The sequence below is a fragment of the Mongoliitalea daihaiensis genome (genome assembly GCF_021596945.1).
GTDB classification, from domain to species: domain Bacteria; phylum Bacteroidota; class Bacteroidia; order Cytophagales; family Cyclobacteriaceae; genus Mongoliitalea; species Mongoliitalea daihaiensis.
Map to the genome: position 1 here is coordinate 4,331,952 of NZ_CP063779.1, position 14,310 is coordinate 4,346,261.

The 14,310-nt window shown below is 39.2% G+C and carries 16 protein-coding genes and 1 pseudogene; 9 read left to right on the forward strand and 8 right to left on the reverse strand.

Features of this window, described 5'->3' with window-relative positions; genetic code table 11:
- Window positions 1-18 precede the first annotated feature (18 nt).
- Complete coding sequence (locus tag IPZ59_RS18320) at window positions 19-672, forward strand: transposase (protein WP_236137493.1); 654 nt, start codon at window positions 19-21, stop codon at window positions 670-672.
- Window positions 673-781: 109 nt separating this feature from the next.
- Window positions 782-1,702, forward strand: a complete 921-nt coding sequence (locus IPZ59_RS18325) for a transposase (protein ID WP_236137494.1) — start codon at window positions 782-784, stop codon at window positions 1,700-1,702.
- A gap of 119 nt (window positions 1,703-1,821) precedes the next feature.
- Here the strand turns inward: IPZ59_RS18325 and IPZ59_RS18330 are convergent, their stop codons facing one another.
- Together IPZ59_RS18330 and IPZ59_RS18335 are read right to left on the reverse strand one after the other, a co-directional pair.
- Window positions 1,822-2,133: a hypothetical protein gene (locus IPZ59_RS18330; protein WP_236137495.1), complete on the reverse strand. Its 312-nt coding sequence runs from the start codon at window positions 2,131-2,133 to the stop codon at window positions 1,822-1,824.
- Window positions 2,126-2,461 (reverse strand): hypothetical protein, encoded by a 336-nt coding sequence (locus IPZ59_RS18335; protein ID WP_236137496.1) that lies wholly within the window; start codon window positions 2,459-2,461, stop codon window positions 2,126-2,128. The genes IPZ59_RS18330 and IPZ59_RS18335 overlap by 8 nt, the downstream gene beginning before the upstream one ends.
- 139 nt (window positions 2,462-2,600) lie before the next feature.
- Between IPZ59_RS18335 and IPZ59_RS18340 the strand changes: the two genes are divergently transcribed.
- The 4 genes and pseudogenes from IPZ59_RS18340 to IPZ59_RS18355 all read left to right on the forward strand — a co-directional run bounded on the left by IPZ59_RS18340 (window position 2,601) and on the right by IPZ59_RS18355 (window position 6,516).
- Window positions 2,601-4,283 (forward strand): IS1182 family transposase, encoded by a 1,683-nt coding sequence (locus tag IPZ59_RS18340; RefSeq protein WP_236137489.1) that lies wholly within the window; start codon window positions 2,601-2,603, stop codon window positions 4,281-4,283.
- Window positions 4,284-4,537: 254 nt separating this feature from the next.
- Window positions 4,538-4,954: a site-specific integrase gene (locus IPZ59_RS18345; RefSeq protein ID WP_262912231.1), complete on the forward strand. Its 417-nt coding sequence runs from the start codon at window positions 4,538-4,540 to the stop codon at window positions 4,952-4,954.
- A gap of 33 nt (window positions 4,955-4,987) precedes the next feature.
- Entirely contained in the window at window positions 4,988-5,371 is a 384-nt protein-coding gene (locus tag IPZ59_RS18350) for a tyrosine-type recombinase/integrase (protein WP_236137497.1), read from the forward strand.
- Window positions 5,361-6,516 (forward strand): annotated as a pseudogene (locus IPZ59_RS18355) (IS91 family transposase). The gene IPZ59_RS18350 and the pseudogene IPZ59_RS18355 overlap by 11 nt, the downstream one beginning before the upstream one ends.
- A gap of 287 nt (window positions 6,517-6,803) precedes the next feature.
- On the opposite strand, the gene IPZ59_RS18360 reads toward IPZ59_RS18355, so the two are convergent.
- The 4 genes from IPZ59_RS18360 to IPZ59_RS18375 all read right to left on the reverse strand — a co-directional run bounded on the left by IPZ59_RS18360 (window position 6,804) and on the right by IPZ59_RS18375 (window position 10,304).
- Entirely contained in the window at window positions 6,804-7,484 is a 681-nt protein-coding gene (locus tag IPZ59_RS18360; protein ID WP_236137499.1) for a hypothetical protein, read from the reverse strand.
- A gap of 233 nt (window positions 7,485-7,717) precedes the next feature.
- Window positions 7,718-8,383: a hypothetical protein gene (locus IPZ59_RS18365; RefSeq protein ID WP_236137500.1), complete on the reverse strand. Its 666-nt coding sequence runs from the start codon at window positions 8,381-8,383 to the stop codon at window positions 7,718-7,720.
- Window positions 8,384-8,545: 162 nt separating this feature from the next.
- Window positions 8,546-9,373 (reverse strand): hypothetical protein, encoded by an 828-nt coding sequence (locus tag IPZ59_RS18370; RefSeq protein ID WP_236137501.1) that lies wholly within the window; start codon window positions 9,371-9,373, stop codon window positions 8,546-8,548.
- Between the two features lie 142 nt (window positions 9,374-9,515).
- Window positions 9,516-10,304 carry a hypothetical protein gene (locus tag IPZ59_RS18375; protein WP_236137502.1) on the reverse strand — a complete coding sequence of 263 codons (789 nt, stop codon included), beginning with the start codon at window positions 10,302-10,304 and terminating at the stop codon, window positions 9,516-9,518.
- Between the two features lie 264 nt (window positions 10,305-10,568).
- Between IPZ59_RS18375 and IPZ59_RS18380 the strand changes: the two genes are divergently transcribed.
- The 3 genes from IPZ59_RS18380 to IPZ59_RS18390 are packed head-to-tail and all read left to right on the forward strand — an operon-like array spanning window position 10,569 to window position 12,548.
- Window positions 10,569-10,985 carry a site-specific integrase gene (locus tag IPZ59_RS18380; RefSeq protein ID WP_262912231.1) on the forward strand — a complete coding sequence of 139 codons (417 nt, stop codon included), beginning with the start codon at window positions 10,569-10,571 and terminating at the stop codon, window positions 10,983-10,985.
- Window positions 10,982-11,404: a tyrosine-type recombinase/integrase gene (locus tag IPZ59_RS18385; RefSeq protein ID WP_236137491.1), complete on the forward strand. Its 423-nt coding sequence runs from the start codon at window positions 10,982-10,984 to the stop codon at window positions 11,402-11,404. The genes IPZ59_RS18380 and IPZ59_RS18385 overlap by 4 nt, the downstream gene beginning before the upstream one ends.
- The gene (locus tag IPZ59_RS18390; RefSeq protein WP_236137503.1) at window positions 11,394-12,548 is read left to right on the forward strand and encodes an IS91 family transposase; all 1,155 of its coding nucleotides are present in this window, start codon (window positions 11,394-11,396) and stop codon (window positions 12,546-12,548) included. Before IPZ59_RS18385 ends, IPZ59_RS18390 begins: the two co-directional genes overlap by 11 nt.
- Window positions 12,549-12,857: 309 nt before the next feature.
- Here the strand turns inward: IPZ59_RS18390 and IPZ59_RS18395 are convergent, their stop codons facing one another.
- Window positions 12,858-13,568, reverse strand: a complete 711-nt coding sequence (locus IPZ59_RS18395; RefSeq protein WP_236137504.1) for a hypothetical protein — start codon at window positions 13,566-13,568, stop codon at window positions 12,858-12,860.
- Between the two features lie 154 nt (window positions 13,569-13,722).
- Window positions 13,723-14,247, reverse strand: a complete 525-nt coding sequence (locus tag IPZ59_RS18400; RefSeq protein WP_236137505.1) for a hypothetical protein — start codon at window positions 14,245-14,247, stop codon at window positions 13,723-13,725.
- Window positions 14,248-14,310 lie beyond the last annotated feature (63 nt).

Genomic DNA, 14,310 nt, shown 5'->3' on the forward strand with positions numbered 1-14,310 from the left:
GACCACTAACAAATTTCCATGCACCACATCCTAGGAATAGACCGGTTTCAATTGACCTTCTCCTGTTTGGAAGATGCCATTCCCAATGACAATCCCGTCAGAATAATCGATGCCTTTATTGATATGCTTGACCTGGAACTCCTGGGGTTTAATTCAAAACCTACCGATGAAGAACAGACCAAAAAACATAATCCCTATCTCGACGGAAGACCTTCTTTTGAACCTAAAATTCTTCTTAAGCTTTATTTTTACGGCTACTTTAACGGCGTCCGAAGCAGCAGAAGACTTGAAAAAGAATGCCTTCGAAATATTGAAGTCAGATGGCTCATCAATGGCCTTGCTCCCAACTACCATACCATCGCAGACTTCCGTAAAATCAATCCCAAAGCTCTCAAAAACTGCTTCAAACTCTACACAACTTTCCTGCAGGAAGCAGGTCTCATAGGAGGAAAAACCATTGCAGTCGATGGTAGTAAATTCAGAGCTTCCAACAGCAAGAAAAACAACTACAGCCAAAATAAAATAGACAGGCATCTCAACTATATCGAACAAAAACTCGAAGAATACCTCCAACAACTAGACCAAGCTGACAGTCTCGAACTATCCGAACAAAGCATACAGCTCCTCGAACAAAAAAATCGACTACTTCAAAAACAACAAAATCAATTATGAGCTCCTTCAGGAACAGCTCAAACAAAGCGGGGATACCCAACTAAGCACCACAGATCCCGATGCTAGGGCACTGCTCGTACAAGGACAGGTCGTTGAGGTCTCATATAACGTGCAGGCAGCAGTCGATGACAAACACAAACTCGTCGTAGCTACACATGTCATTAACAAAAACGATAGAAACGCCCTCCATGACATCGCTTCCGAAGCCAAGGAAAACCTCCATTCGGATGGTTTCACTGTTCTCGCAGACAAAGGATATCACAACGGAAGAGAATTACAGGATTGCCAGAACAACGGAATCCAGACCATTGTAGCCCCCAGTGAAATAGTCAACTCCAATAAATTTGGAACAACAGAAGAGTACCTCGTTACCAAATTCACCTATAATCCAGACAACGATACCTACACCTGTCCGCAAGGTAATACACTTACATCCACAGGAACATGGCACAAAAAAACCAGAGAAAGAGACCATCACCTGTTCAAAAAATACAGAACCCCAGATTGTAAAACATGTCCGGTCAAACATCTCTGTACCGGAAGAAAAGATGGAGGGAGGGAGATTGAGAGAAGTGAATATGCAGAAGCAGTTGAAGCAAACCTCAAAAACCTCCAAGGAAACAAAGAACTCTACAAAAGAAGGCAGATGATAATCGAACACATCTACGGAACTGCCAAAAGAAAATGGGGATTTAATTTTACTGACCTCCGGGGATTGGAAAAAGTAAACGGCGAGTTTGCACTCATCATGACAGTCTACAACCTCAAACGAACCATTAACATCCTCGGAATACCTGAGCTCTTACAACTAATCCAAAACTGGAAACCCGACTACAAAAGGGTTTCTTTGGCCTTAAAATCAAGCCTTTTTGGTCTATTCAAGGCCCTATTGGCCTTTAAAACTTTAATCTATAAAACTAACGAATTAAACTTAAAATTGACTCAGGTTCAAGATTACCTCTCTACGAACCCCCTATACTCCTCAGAAATGCGGTTTTTTCAAAAAACTGAAAGTTTTTTCACAGCCTGACGTGATTCAGCTTGGAGACGGCGGGCATTCGGAGACGTTCGCTTCCAACCTACTCCTAACTTCTTAAAGATACTAAATTTCATATTCACACTGAACCGCCCGCTGTATCCAAGGTGATGTTAGGCTTTGTTTTTCCTTTCAATCTCCCTAGATAGATTTTCCCAAATACTTAAAATGGTCTTACTTGACTTTATTTCAGCTTTGTTAATTAATAAATTTCCTTCTTCCGTGCTTATGTATCCATCTTTTTCCTTCAGAATTAATCCTTTGTCTAATAACCACATGATTGAATGTTGAATTTCATTGTCAGTTGGGATAGAATGATTTATACCATCTGCAATCAGTCTAATTTCATTTTTTTTAATTGCAGATTTTTGACTGCCCAAATGAATTGATAAAAAGATCCAAGAAATCGTATTAAAATCATCCATCAAACTCTCCTGTTTTCTTAAACTTTTGAATTTTTAATTCCCATTCTTTATATCGAACACTTTGAAAATAATCTACAGCACTTTCACCATCATATTCTTCTGGCGGGTCAGGTTCGTTGCCACTTAAATATCCTAGTAACCAATATTTAGATTCAATTGACATTTTTTTTATTTCCTGATACGATATGCAAAAGGTTGAATTTTTAATAGGACAATACGCATCAATTCTTCCTTTAAAAGTATGAGGGTTTCCTATTAGAAAATGTTTTCCTTTACAATCTTCTAACTCAATCCAAAGATTTTCATCATATTCAGGTCTATCAGTCATATAAATGTGTTTTCTATAATAAAGCCTAACGTCAGACCGTGAAAAAAGTCTCTCATTTTTCTTAGTTCAACGGTTTTTCATTTCCTCTAAAATTAGTAAATTTAGTTGTATTTGTTTTGATGACCACTAACAAATTTCCATGCACCACATCCTAGGAATAGACCGGTTTCAATTGACCTTCTCCTGTTTGGAAGATGCCATTCCCAATGACAATCCCGTCAGAATAATCGATGCCTTTATTGATATGCTTGACCTGGAACTCCTGGGGTTTAATTCAAAACCTACCGATGAAGAACAGACCAAAAAACATAATCCCTATCTCGACGGAAGACCTTCTTTTGAACCTAAAATTCTTCTTAAGCTTTATTTTTACGGCTACTTTAACGGCGTCCGAAGCAGCAGAAGACTTGAAAAAGAATGCCTTCGAAATATTGAAGTCAGATGGCTCATCAATGGCCTTGCTCCCAACTACCATACCATCGCAGACTTCCGTAAAATCAATCCCAAAGCTCTCAAAAACTGCTTCAAACTCTACACAACTTTCCTGCAGGAAGCAGGTCTCATAGGAGGAAAAACCATTGCAGTCGATGGTAGTAAATTCAGAGCTTCCAACAGCAAGAAAAACAACTACAGCCAAAATAAAATAGACAGGCATCTCAACTATATCGAACAAAAACTCGAAGAATACCTCCAACAACTAGACCAAGCTGACAGTCTCGAACTATCCGAACAAAGCATACAGCTCCTCGAACAAAAAATCGACTACTTCAAAAACAACAAAATCAATTATGAGCTCCTTCAGGAACAGCTCAAACAAAGCGGGGATACCCAACTAAGCACCACAGATCCCGATGCTAGGGCACTGCTCGTACAAGGACAGGTCGTTGAGGTCTCATATAACGTGCAGGCAGCAGTCGATGACAAACACAAACTCGTCGTAGCTACACATGTCATTAACAAAAACGATAGAAACGCCCTCCATGACATCGCTTCCGAAGCCAAGGAAAACCTCCATTCGGATGGTTTCACTGTTCTCGCAGACAAAGGATATCACAACGGAAGAGAATTACAGGATTGCCAGAACAACGGAATTCAGACCATTGTAGCCCCCAGTGAAATAGTCAACTCCAATAAATTTGGAACAACAGAAGAGTACCTCGTTACCAAATTCACCTATAATCCAGACAACGATACCTACACCTGTCCGCAAGGTAGTACACTTACATCCACAGGAACATGGCACAAAAAAACCAGAGAAAGAGACCATCACCTGTTCAAAAAATACAGAACCCCAGATTGTAAAACATGTCCGGTCAAACATCTCTGTACAGGAAGAAAAGACGGAGGTAGGGAGATAGAAAGAAGTGAATATGCAGAAGCAGTTGAAGCTAACCTCAAAAACCTCCAAGGAAACAAAGAACTGTACAAAAGGCGACAGATGATAATCGAACACATCTACGGAACTGCCAAAAGAAAATGGGGATTTAATTTTACTGACCTCCGGGGATTGGAAAAAGTAAACGGTGAGTTTGCACTCATCATGACAGTCTACAACCTCAAACGAACCATTAACATCCTCGGAATACCTGAGCTCTTACAACTAATCCAAAACTGGAAACCCGACTACAAAAGGGTTTCTTTGGCCTTAAAATCAAGCCTTTTTGGTCTATTCAAGGCCCTATTGGCCTTTAAAACTTTAATCTATAAAACTAACGAATTAAACTTAAAATTGACTCAGGTTCAAGATTACCTCTCTACGAACCCCCTATACTCCTCAGAAATGCGGTTTTTTCAAAAAACTGAAAGTTTTTTCACAGCCTGACGTTTTGCAGCTACACGCAGGTGGGGATTTTTAGCACTGAACTCCATTAAAAGTACAGAACTTGAATTTATTACTTCACTTTCATAGAAGCACGAAACCCCCACTTGCGTGTAGGTGCTGTTGAACTGACACCCTACGGGTGAGCGATTTACCTAAATTCTACTTATTTTTAGTTATATCAAAATCTTTCATCATGAAAACTCAAAAAAAACACGCTGGGCACCGTAGCCCTCAATGATTCCGCTCAGGGGTATTTGCTAAAACTCGCTTCTTTCCTAGAAGCAAAAGCATATTCCCCCATGACCATCCGCAACTATATGGCCGAAATGCGCTTTATTTTTGCCTATTTCAATCATCTCAATCCTGAGCAGCTCACCCAAGATCACATCGCCTCCTACATCAACTACATCAAAAAAGAACATGCGGTGGGTAGAGATAAATGTAGAATGACAGCCCAAAGCTGTAGCTTCTTTTTTAAACACATTTTGCCTTCGCCCTACGTAGTGCCTCACGCTCTCTATCCCCGAAAGGAGTTCAGGCTTCCTGAGATTCTCACCCAAGAGCAGATCAGTCATGTAATCCAATCTACTACCAATATAAAGCATAAAGCCATCATTGCTCTGTTCTATGGAACAGGGATCAGGCTGAGCGAACTTCGTTTCTTGAAATGAAACATATTTCTCGGACAGACATGCAGCTCAAAATTGTGGCTGGTAAAGGTAGTAGGGACAGGTTTACAATCCTTCCTGCTGCCGTTCTTCCTCTACTCGAAGCATATTACAGGACACAAGCCGAAAGTCTTTCTCTTTGAAGGACAAACTCCAGGCAAAGCTATGAACGACCGCTCCATACAGCATGCCATCCGCATGGCCATGAATCAGGCGGGCTTTGAACAGTATGGTTTTTCTGCACATTCTATCAGGCATTCCTTTGCTACACACCTCTTGGATGCCGGTACGGACATCCATACCATCAAGCAGCTACTTGGACATTCCAAGATAGAGACTACCATGATCTATCTCCACCTGACCAAACAGCGCAGGGATAAACTCGTCTCTCCTCTTGACCTGCTCGGTCATGGAAACTGATGTTTCTTTTCAGTCCCTGTTCAGGCATCAATCCATCTCCAACTTCAATCCTTACAGCAGAGCGGTCTTTGCCGATCTTACTGCCTGTCATACCGCCGCAAAAGGGTATCACCTCAGCGGGTGCAATGAGCTGCATTGTGGAAACATCGCCCATAGATACCATTCCTGCGGCAACAGGCACTGCCCCAACTGTGGAAGCATGAAAAGGGATGCCTGGATTGAGAGTAGAATGGACGAACTCCTACCTACCGCCTATTATCACATTGTCTTTACCCTGCCACATGAACTCAATCCAGTATTCATGGGGAACAGAGCTAAGCTATTCGACCTTTTGTTTCTGGCAGCTTCCCAAACCCTGCTCAAGCATGCAAAGATGCCTGAATACCTTGGTGCCGAACCGGGGATCACAATGGTACTGCACACATGGGGACAGGATCTTAGTTTTCACCCTCACGTCCACTGCATCGTCAGTGCCGGAGGATATGACGGACAGAGATGGGTAGATGCCAAACGCAAAAACAACCGATTCCTTTTTCCACAGAAAAGTATGGCAAATATATTCAAAGCAATCTTCATGGAAGGGTTGGAAAAAGACAGCTCAATTGGCTGGATTGGAAATAAAAACAGCTTACTGAAAGCCATAAGGTTCAAAAAATGGAACGTCTATGCCAAAGCTCCTTTCGGTTCGCCTGACAGGGTAGTGGAATATCTTGGACGTTACACACACAAGATTGCCATCACCAGACACCGAATCCTTGAGGTCAACGCAACACACATCAAGTTCAAATACAAAGACTATTCAGACGGTTCCAAAACAAAACAGATGTGGCTTACCCATCAGGAATTCCTTCGACGGTTTGAGCAGCATATATTGCCAAAAAAGGTTTGTCAAAATCCGACACTTCGGATACCTGAGACTACAGGAAAAAACTGAACGGTTGGCACTGATACGGTCGTCACTTAATATGCAACCAGCCAAACCCAAAGTCATCATCCCATTCCAGATCAGAATGTTTGAAAAATACGGCAGGGATATCCACAAATGTCCCTGCTGCGAACATGGAAGAATGGAGACCATCTTTGATACTAGGGACAAATCAGGAAGAAAGCCAAAACCTCTTAAACCAAATCCCGCACCTTCTTGATCCAATTTCTGGATCCAAGAAATCAAGGGTTGGGTCCAAGACATGCCGAAAATTCAAATCCCCAGGTGTTGGGTGGGGGAAGTCATGCCCAAAGCAAAGCAAAAACTCCCAAAGTCATCGAAAAACAGAAACAACCGCTTCCTAAAATCCACCAACCCGCCTACTATTCCACCTAGCAAGACCTTCACCCTGCGAATGTCAGTCAACAGCCACTAGCAAAAAGCCCTGATAGATTTTTTCTCCTATCAGGGCTTTTTTTCGAGGACTTTTCTCTAGTGGGCTAAATGTTATATGCCGCTTTTCTTTGTCCACCTATATTTACTTCCATATTCCTTGTCGTCTGTAACAATTTCATACTTAATTTTTTCTCTGTCGTTAACCAAATAGTATTGGATTAAGCCAGAATATTGACTGTTTGAATAAAATTTAAGTTCATTTTTTTCTGTCCAAGTTCCGTTGAGAACATAGTCCGATTGCATATCGGCAATTAAATAATTTCCATATTTTGGTATTTGTCCGCCAACTGGAATTATAGAAATGTGAATGAAATTCAAGTTACTTCTGTCTTTCAAGTAGCGATATGCAACGAGTTCAAATTGTCCATTTGGTGCAAGTTCTCGGTGTTCTATTTCTAAATGGTCGTTTTTGTCAATATAGTCCAAAGCTGAAACTTTGATTTTTACACCATTAATTTCTTTGTCAGTTAGGGTAATTTTTTCTCCTGTCCGCAAAGAAGGTAAAATGTCAAATTGTGCAGAGATAGTTTGATTGTCTAACCACTTTAATCTTGTCAAAGTGTTTGGAAGAGAAAAGTCACGCAAGTTTTTTGTTGTGTCAGAAAGTTTCAGAATTGCGGTGCCTGATTGTCCATATCCAAATGCTCCGAGGTCTAAACTATAATTTATTAAAAGCATAGAACTGTCTGGTGAAAACTCTCTGTAATTTTCTACATAATCTTGGTCAGTCATAAAAACTTCTTCTTTCCTGTCGTAAAGATTACACGAGGATAGAATTACCAAGGTCAATATGTAGATTGTCTTTCTCACGGTGTCTTTTTAAAGTGGCATATAACGGGATTCAGCTTGGAGACGGCGGGCATTCGGAGACGTTCTCTTCCAGCCTACTCCTAACTTCTTAAAGATACTGATTTTCCTAGTTACTCGGAACCGCCCGCTGTATTCCAAGATGATGTTAGCAGAATTTAATTTTTTCTAAAGTATTTGATTTCTTTCACTACCCAATTGTTTCTTTCTTTTTCAATTAATACTAAAGTAGAAGTACCTGTTTGTTGAAAATCACCATCTTTCCAAACAGTTAAAAAATAAAAGCCTTTTGTTAACGAATCATTAAAACTGACTCTGCTTATTTCTGGTCTAAACTTAAAGCTTTCCTCTTCTTCTGAGTCAAAACCAATAGGAGAAATCTTATACTTTTGATTAAAATTTAAATTATTACACCCAATAAATTTATCATTCAAAGAATTATAGGTAGTCGTACTCGTTAAATCAAAATACAACATATCTCGTGTATCATTTATATTAATCATCCAACTATTTTTTTTTATTACATCAGGTAGTGAAATAAGCCTACCATCAAATTCAGCATAATGTGTTATTTTACATTTATCTTCAATTATTTTTTCAAAGGCTATTTTTGCTGAATTATTATTTTCAACAAAGGGTATTGTATCAAAATAATCAATAAGCTCAAGTTCAACCCACAAACAATAATTTGAGTAGTGGAATGATTCAAATACATTTGGTAGAGTCTCTGACAATGAAAGAACCTCTTCATTTTCATACGAATTGGTGCTTCTACAGCCAGCAATAAGTATAATAATCAAATTAATATATATTCTTGGGTTCATTTTTTTTTTATTTCTGCTAACGGGATTTAGCTTGGGGACGGCGGGAATTCGGAGCCGTTCCCTTCCAGCCTACTCCTAACTTTTTAAAGATACTAAACTTTCAATTTACTAGGAACCGCCCGCTGTCTTCCAAGGTGATGTTGGGCACTGTAATTCCTTTTTTCATTGAAGGTCTGATTCATATATGCTATGGTCTTGCAATAAACTTATAAATCTTTGCCTATCATTTTTCCAATGTAAGTCTGTTTGAAGCTTGTTCACTACTACAGCCTTTGTTTTTTCATCCCTGAAATTTAAAAGCTCAAATATCACCTGATAGTATTCTCTCACTCCTACATTTTCAAACTCTGTATCTTTAAGATACTCGATTAAAGCTGTTTTCAAATCTTGATGATATTCTGCCTTGTACCAATTTGATAAATAAAATATTGCTGATTTATTGCGTTCATTAAAAGCCAATTCTTCAATTCTTGGATGATACTTTTGGGGATAAATTCTATTTTCTAGTGCTCTCAAGGTTAAAAGCCAATCAGTGTTCGGTGAATAAAGAATAATGCTATCTAGTCTTTGAATTTTTTCGTCTTTTTCCTTTTCCTGTTGGGTCAGCCTATTCCAATACCTATGATAAAAAGACACAGATAACTTTTCAGAATCCTTTATGTCCATTGTATGTATTGTAAAAGTTTCATCCTTGGCTAAAAATGAATTCAAAACTTCATCTAGTTGAGGATAATCTCGATCAGCCAGTGCCCAAGAGGCATAGCATTTTACGATAGGATTTTCATGGGTAGTTAGTTCTACTAAATATTCTAGATCGGTATTATCTCTTAATTTTTCGAATGCTCGGTACAATTCACTTTTATTGTAACCGATATACTCGTAATGAACTTCACCTATCTGAATGAAACTTTTAATGATTTTGTCACTGTCTTGACTCCACGCCAGATTAAAAAGGAATAGTATAATTATGGTGAGTGATGTATGTTTCATCGTTTCATTTTATAGTGCCCAACGGGATTCAGCTTGGAGACGGCGGGCATTCGGAGCCGTTCACTTCCAGCCTACTCCTAACTTCTTAAAGATACTAAACTTTCTATTTACTCTGAACCGCCCGCTGTCTTCCAAGGTGATGTTAGCGAACGTATTCATTTAATTCCCTCGTTTTAACGGACAGGTAAATTGATTCTTCATTATACCAGAACTCTCCTCTGTTGAAATAAACTGGACGGCATGGCAATTTCATGACTGCTTCTTTAAAAATCACATTAGTTTCGGAGTGGGTGGAGTCTTCGATTTTCACTTCCCTTATTCTTCCTGTTTTATCTGACTTAACATTCACTGAGACTTTTATTGATTCCCCTTTCAAATCTTCTATTTCATTAGGATTAAAATTCTTTAAGATGAAATTCTTTAAATCTTCCTTATCTGAATAATCACATTCAAAAGACTCAGTTTTTGTTGAATTGACAACTCTTCCTTCTTTAATGGCAAATTTTATTTCCTGTTTATAAATTGGAGTATAAAATGACTGTTCATAAACTTGGTTTTTCCCTGCCCAATAATCTCCATCAACAAAATCTGCTCTTATTAATCCATCGGTAAATTTTATCCCTAATATTTCTTCTATCAATGGATTTAATTGTTTTTCTGAATGGCAATCAAATACGTTGGATAAATACAGAACACCGTTAATTATTCTCCATTCTGCTCGAAAGCCTTTCCAACAATCAGAAGAAACTACATATTCATCTTTCCTTAACCTCAGGATTTTATCACTTATTCCTTCAATCTTATCTAGTGGAGAATCATAAAAATTTAAAGTGTCCATTCCAAAAAATAGGACATCACGAATTTGGGAGGTCGCTTTTGATTGATTTGCAACCATAATAAGAATCAAAAATATGTAGATGGGTTTCATCATATGTTCGCCAACGTGATTCAGCTTGGAGACGGCGGGCATTCGGAGCCGTTCTCTTCCAGCCTACTCCTAATTTCTTAAATATACTGAACTGTCTATTTACTCTGAACCGCCCGCTGTATCCAAGGTGATGTTGAACTGACACCCTACGGGTGAGCGATTTACCTAAATTCTACTTATTTTTAGTTATATCAAAATCTTTCATCATGAAAACTCAAAAAAAACACGCTGGGCACCGTAGCCCTCAATGATTCCGCTCAGGGGTATTTGCTAAAACTCGCTTCTTTCCTAGAAGCAAAAGCATATTCCCCCATGACCATCCGCAACTATATGGCCGAAATGCGCTTTATTTTTGCCTATTTCAATCATCTCAATCCTGAGCAGCTCACCCAAGATCACATCGCCTCCTACATCAACTACATCAAAAAAGAACATGCGGTGGGTAGAGATAAATGTAGAATGACAGCCCAAAGCTGTAGCTTCTTTTTTAAACACATTTTGCCTTCGCCCTACGTAGTGCCTCACGCCCTCTATCCCCGAAAGGAGTTCAGGCTTCCTGAGATTCTCACCCAAGAGCAGATCAGTCATGTAATCCAATCTACTACCAATATAAAGCATAAAGCCATCATTGCTCTGTTCTATGGAACAGGGATCAGGCTGAGCGAACTTCGTTTCTTGAAATGAAACATATTTCTCGGACAGACATGCAGCTCAAAATTGTGGCTGGTAAAGGTAGTAGGGACAGGTTTACAATCCTTCCTGCTGCCGTTCTTCCTCTACTCGAAGCATATTACAGGGTACACAAGCCGAAAGTCTTTCTCTTTGAAGGACAAACTCCAGGCAAAGCTATGAACGACCGCTCCATACAGCATGCCATCCGCATGGCCATGAATCAGGCGGGCTTTGAACAGTATGGTTTTTCTGCACATTCTATCAGGCATTCCTTTGCTACACACCTCTTGGATGCCGGTACGGACATCCATACCATCAAGCAGCTACTTGGACATTCCAAGATAGAGACTACCATGATCTATCTCCACCTGACCAAACAGCGCAGGGATAAACTCGTCTCTCCTCTTGACCTGCTCGGTCATGGAAACTGATGTTTCTTTTCAGTCCCTGTTCAGGCATCAATCCATCTCCAACTTCAATCCTTACAGCAGAGCGGTCTTTGCCGATCTTACTGCCTGTCATACCGCCGCAAAAGGGTATCACCTCAGCAGGTGCAATGAGCTGCATTGTGGAAACATCGCCCATAGATACCATTCCTGCGGCAACAGGCACTGCCCCAACTGTGGAAGCATGAAAAGGGATGCCTGGATTGAGAGTAGAATGGACGAACTCCTACCTACCGCCTATTATCACATTGTCTTTACCCTGCCACATGAACTCAATCCAGTATTCATGGGGAACAGAGCTAAGCTATTCGACCTTTTGTTTCTGGCAGCTTCCCAAACCCTGCTCAAGCATGCAAAGATGCCTGAATACCTTGGTGCCGAACCGGGGATCACAATGGTACTGCACACATGGGGACAGGATCTTAGTTTTCACCCTCACGTCCACTGCATCGTCAGTGCCGGAGGATATGACGGACAGAGATGGGTAGATGCCAAACGCAAAAACAACCGATTCCTTTTTCCACAGAAAAGTATGGCAAATATATTCAAAGCAATCTTCATGGAAGGGTTGGAAAAAGACAGCTCAATTGGCTGGATTGGAAATAAAAACAGCTTACTGAAAGCCATAAGGTTCAAAAAATGGAACGTCTATGCCAAAGCTCCTTTCGGTTCGCCTGACAGGGTAGTGGAATATCTTGGACGTTACACACACAAGATTGCCATCACCAGACACCGAATCCTTGAGGTCAACGCAACACACATCAAGTTCAAATACAAAGACTATTCAGACGGTTCCAAAACAAAACAGATGTGGCTTACCCATCAGGAATTCCTTCGACGGTTTGAGCAGCATATATTGCCAAAAAGGTTTGTCAAAATCCGCCACTTCGGATACCTGAGACTAAAGGGAAAAACTGAACGGTTGGCACTGATACGGTCGTCACTCAATATGCAACCGGCCAAACTCAAAGTCATCATCCCATTCCAGATCAGAATGTTTGAAAAATACGGCAGGGATATCCACAAATGTCCCTGCTGCGAACATGGAAGAATGGAAACCATCTTTGATACTAGGGACAAATCAGGAAGAAAGCCAAAACCTCTTAAACCAAATCCCGCACCTTCTTGATCCAATTTCTGGATCCAAGAAATCAAGGGTTGGGTCCAAGACATGCCGAAAATTCAAATCCCCAGGTGTTGGGTGGGGGAAGTCATGCCCAAAGCAAAGCAAAAACTCCCAAAGTCATCGAAAAACAGAAACAACCGCTTCCTAAAATCCACCAACCAGCCTACTATTCCACCTAGCAAGACCTTCACCCTGCGAATGTCAGTCAACAGCCACTAGCAAAAAGCCCTGATAGATTTTTTCTCCTATCAGGGCTTTTTTTCGAGGACTTTTCTCTAGTGGGCTAAATGTTATCTGTAGCTTTACTTTGCTTTATTTCCAAAATTGCCACCATTTAATCCTAATTACTTCTCCAATAACCATCGGGTTTTTAGTAATTACTATGTCATTTTTTGGTAGGTCTGAAATTTTTAAATTTAACTCAGTGTCATTTTCTAATCCAGTAGATTTGACTATAAGTGTTATTTCTTCTTTCTTATATTTTTTTGGAATTACTATTTGAAAATTTCCCAAAGAGTCTGTTTCGGATTTAATTTTTGTTCCCTTAACAATTACAAATGTTTTAACTGGATAATCCCAACCTTCTTCAACAACTTTCCCTTTTATGATATTAGGAATACTGTCACTTGAACTTATTTGAGTATAAAAATTTCCTTTATTATGAGGCAAATCCCTAATATTCAATTCTGTTTTAAAGTAATTATCTTCATTAGTATTTGAATAACTTACCGTTGTTAATGTCATTAAAGCCAGAGTTGCTGCAATTTTATTCCAATGGTTTATTTTATTGGCTTTGTTTATATTCAAAATCCTATTCATTTGGCTTTGATTTAGCCTGGCACAAATAGATTCTTCACTTCCATTTAGATAATTGACGATTTCTTCATCTGTCATTTTAGAAAAATCCGTAACATTTTTGGAGCAGATTGAACAAAATTTCCCTCTTTCAAAATCAGACATACTTGTCCAGTTTATCTTATTACAAGGTTTTTCAATCGATATTTTTAATCTGCTGTTTTTCATATAGTTACAGATAACGTGATTCAGCTTGGAGACGGCGGGCATTCAGAGCCGTTCCCTTTCAGCCTACTCCTAACTTCTTAAAGATACTAAACTTTCAATTTAATGGGAACCGCCCGCTGTCTTCCAAGGTGATGTTAGCATACGTCTTCCTTTTTCAATAAGATACTCTAAACCAGTTCTTATCTATTTTTTTGTTTTTGTGTAATCCATTTGAATAAGATATTCTTTCTTCTATTTCTTTGATTTCATCTTGATCTTCTGAATATACAAATGCTGAATAATGGTCTAAAAATCCTCTATTAATGAAAAATTTAACTGTGAAAAACCCTTCACTTGACTGATAAATTAAGATTTCATTTCCGCCATTAGAAATCGGAGGGAAATTCCAGTTGCTTAATTTTGCTATTCCATTATTATATTTTCCATTTGGTTGGATCTTGCCCTCTTTTATTAATTCAATTATCTCTTCTCTTTCTTTTTTTCTTATACTCCAGTCTAATTTTTCTATCAGCGATTCACCTAAAACCAAAGTCAAGCTTCCAATTAAAAATGTTAATCCAAGGATAATTTTGGGTGTTCTTTTTATCTGATCTGATTTTTTTACCATTACAACAAGAAGCCAAATTGTCAATCCAAATCCAACAACAACATAGGGAGCAATAATTATGATTGCTAACATTCCAAAGGTGTAATAATAAAATAGAGGAGCTTGGATAATTGCCATTAATAGCAAAAAGAATGA

Coding starts and splice junctions, on each gene's coding strand:
- IPZ59_RS18360 (WP_236137499.1), bottom strand. CDS start 7,484: ATGACTGACCAAGATTATGTAGAAAATTACAGAGAGTTTTCACCAGAC.
- IPZ59_RS18340 (WP_236137489.1), top strand. CDS start 2,601: ATGCACCACATCCTAGGAATAGACCGGTTTCAATTGACCTTCTCCTGT.
- IPZ59_RS18330 (WP_236137495.1), bottom strand. CDS start 2,133: ATGGATGATTTTAATACGATTTCTTGGATCTTTTTATCAATTCATTTG.
- IPZ59_RS18370 (WP_236137501.1), bottom strand. CDS start 9,373: ATGAAACATACATCACTCACCATAATTATACTATTCCTTTTTAATCTG.
- IPZ59_RS18375 (WP_236137502.1), bottom strand. CDS start 10,304: ATGATGAAACCCATCTACATATTTTTGATTCTTATTATGGTTGCAAAT.
- IPZ59_RS18390 (WP_236137503.1), top strand. CDS start 11,394: ATGGAAACTGATGTTTCTTTTCAGTCCCTGTTCAGGCATCAATCCATC.
- IPZ59_RS18400 (WP_236137505.1), bottom strand. CDS start 14,247: ATGTTAGCAATCATAATTATTGCTCCCTATGTTGTTGTTGGATTTGGA.
- IPZ59_RS18320 (WP_236137493.1), top strand. CDS start 19: ATGCACCACATCCTAGGAATAGACCGGTTTCAATTGACCTTCTCCTGT.
- IPZ59_RS18385 (WP_236137491.1), top strand. CDS start 10,982: ATGAAACATATTTCTCGGACAGACATGCAGCTCAAAATTGTGGCTGGT.
- IPZ59_RS18395 (WP_236137504.1), bottom strand. CDS start 13,568: ATGAAAAACAGCAGATTAAAAATATCGATTGAAAAACCTTGTAATAAG.
- IPZ59_RS18365 (WP_236137500.1), bottom strand. CDS start 8,383: ATGAACCCAAGAATATATATTAATTTGATTATTATACTTATTGCTGGC.
- IPZ59_RS18335 (WP_236137496.1), bottom strand. CDS start 2,461: ATGACTGATAGACCTGAATATGATGAAAATCTTTGGATTGAGTTAGAA.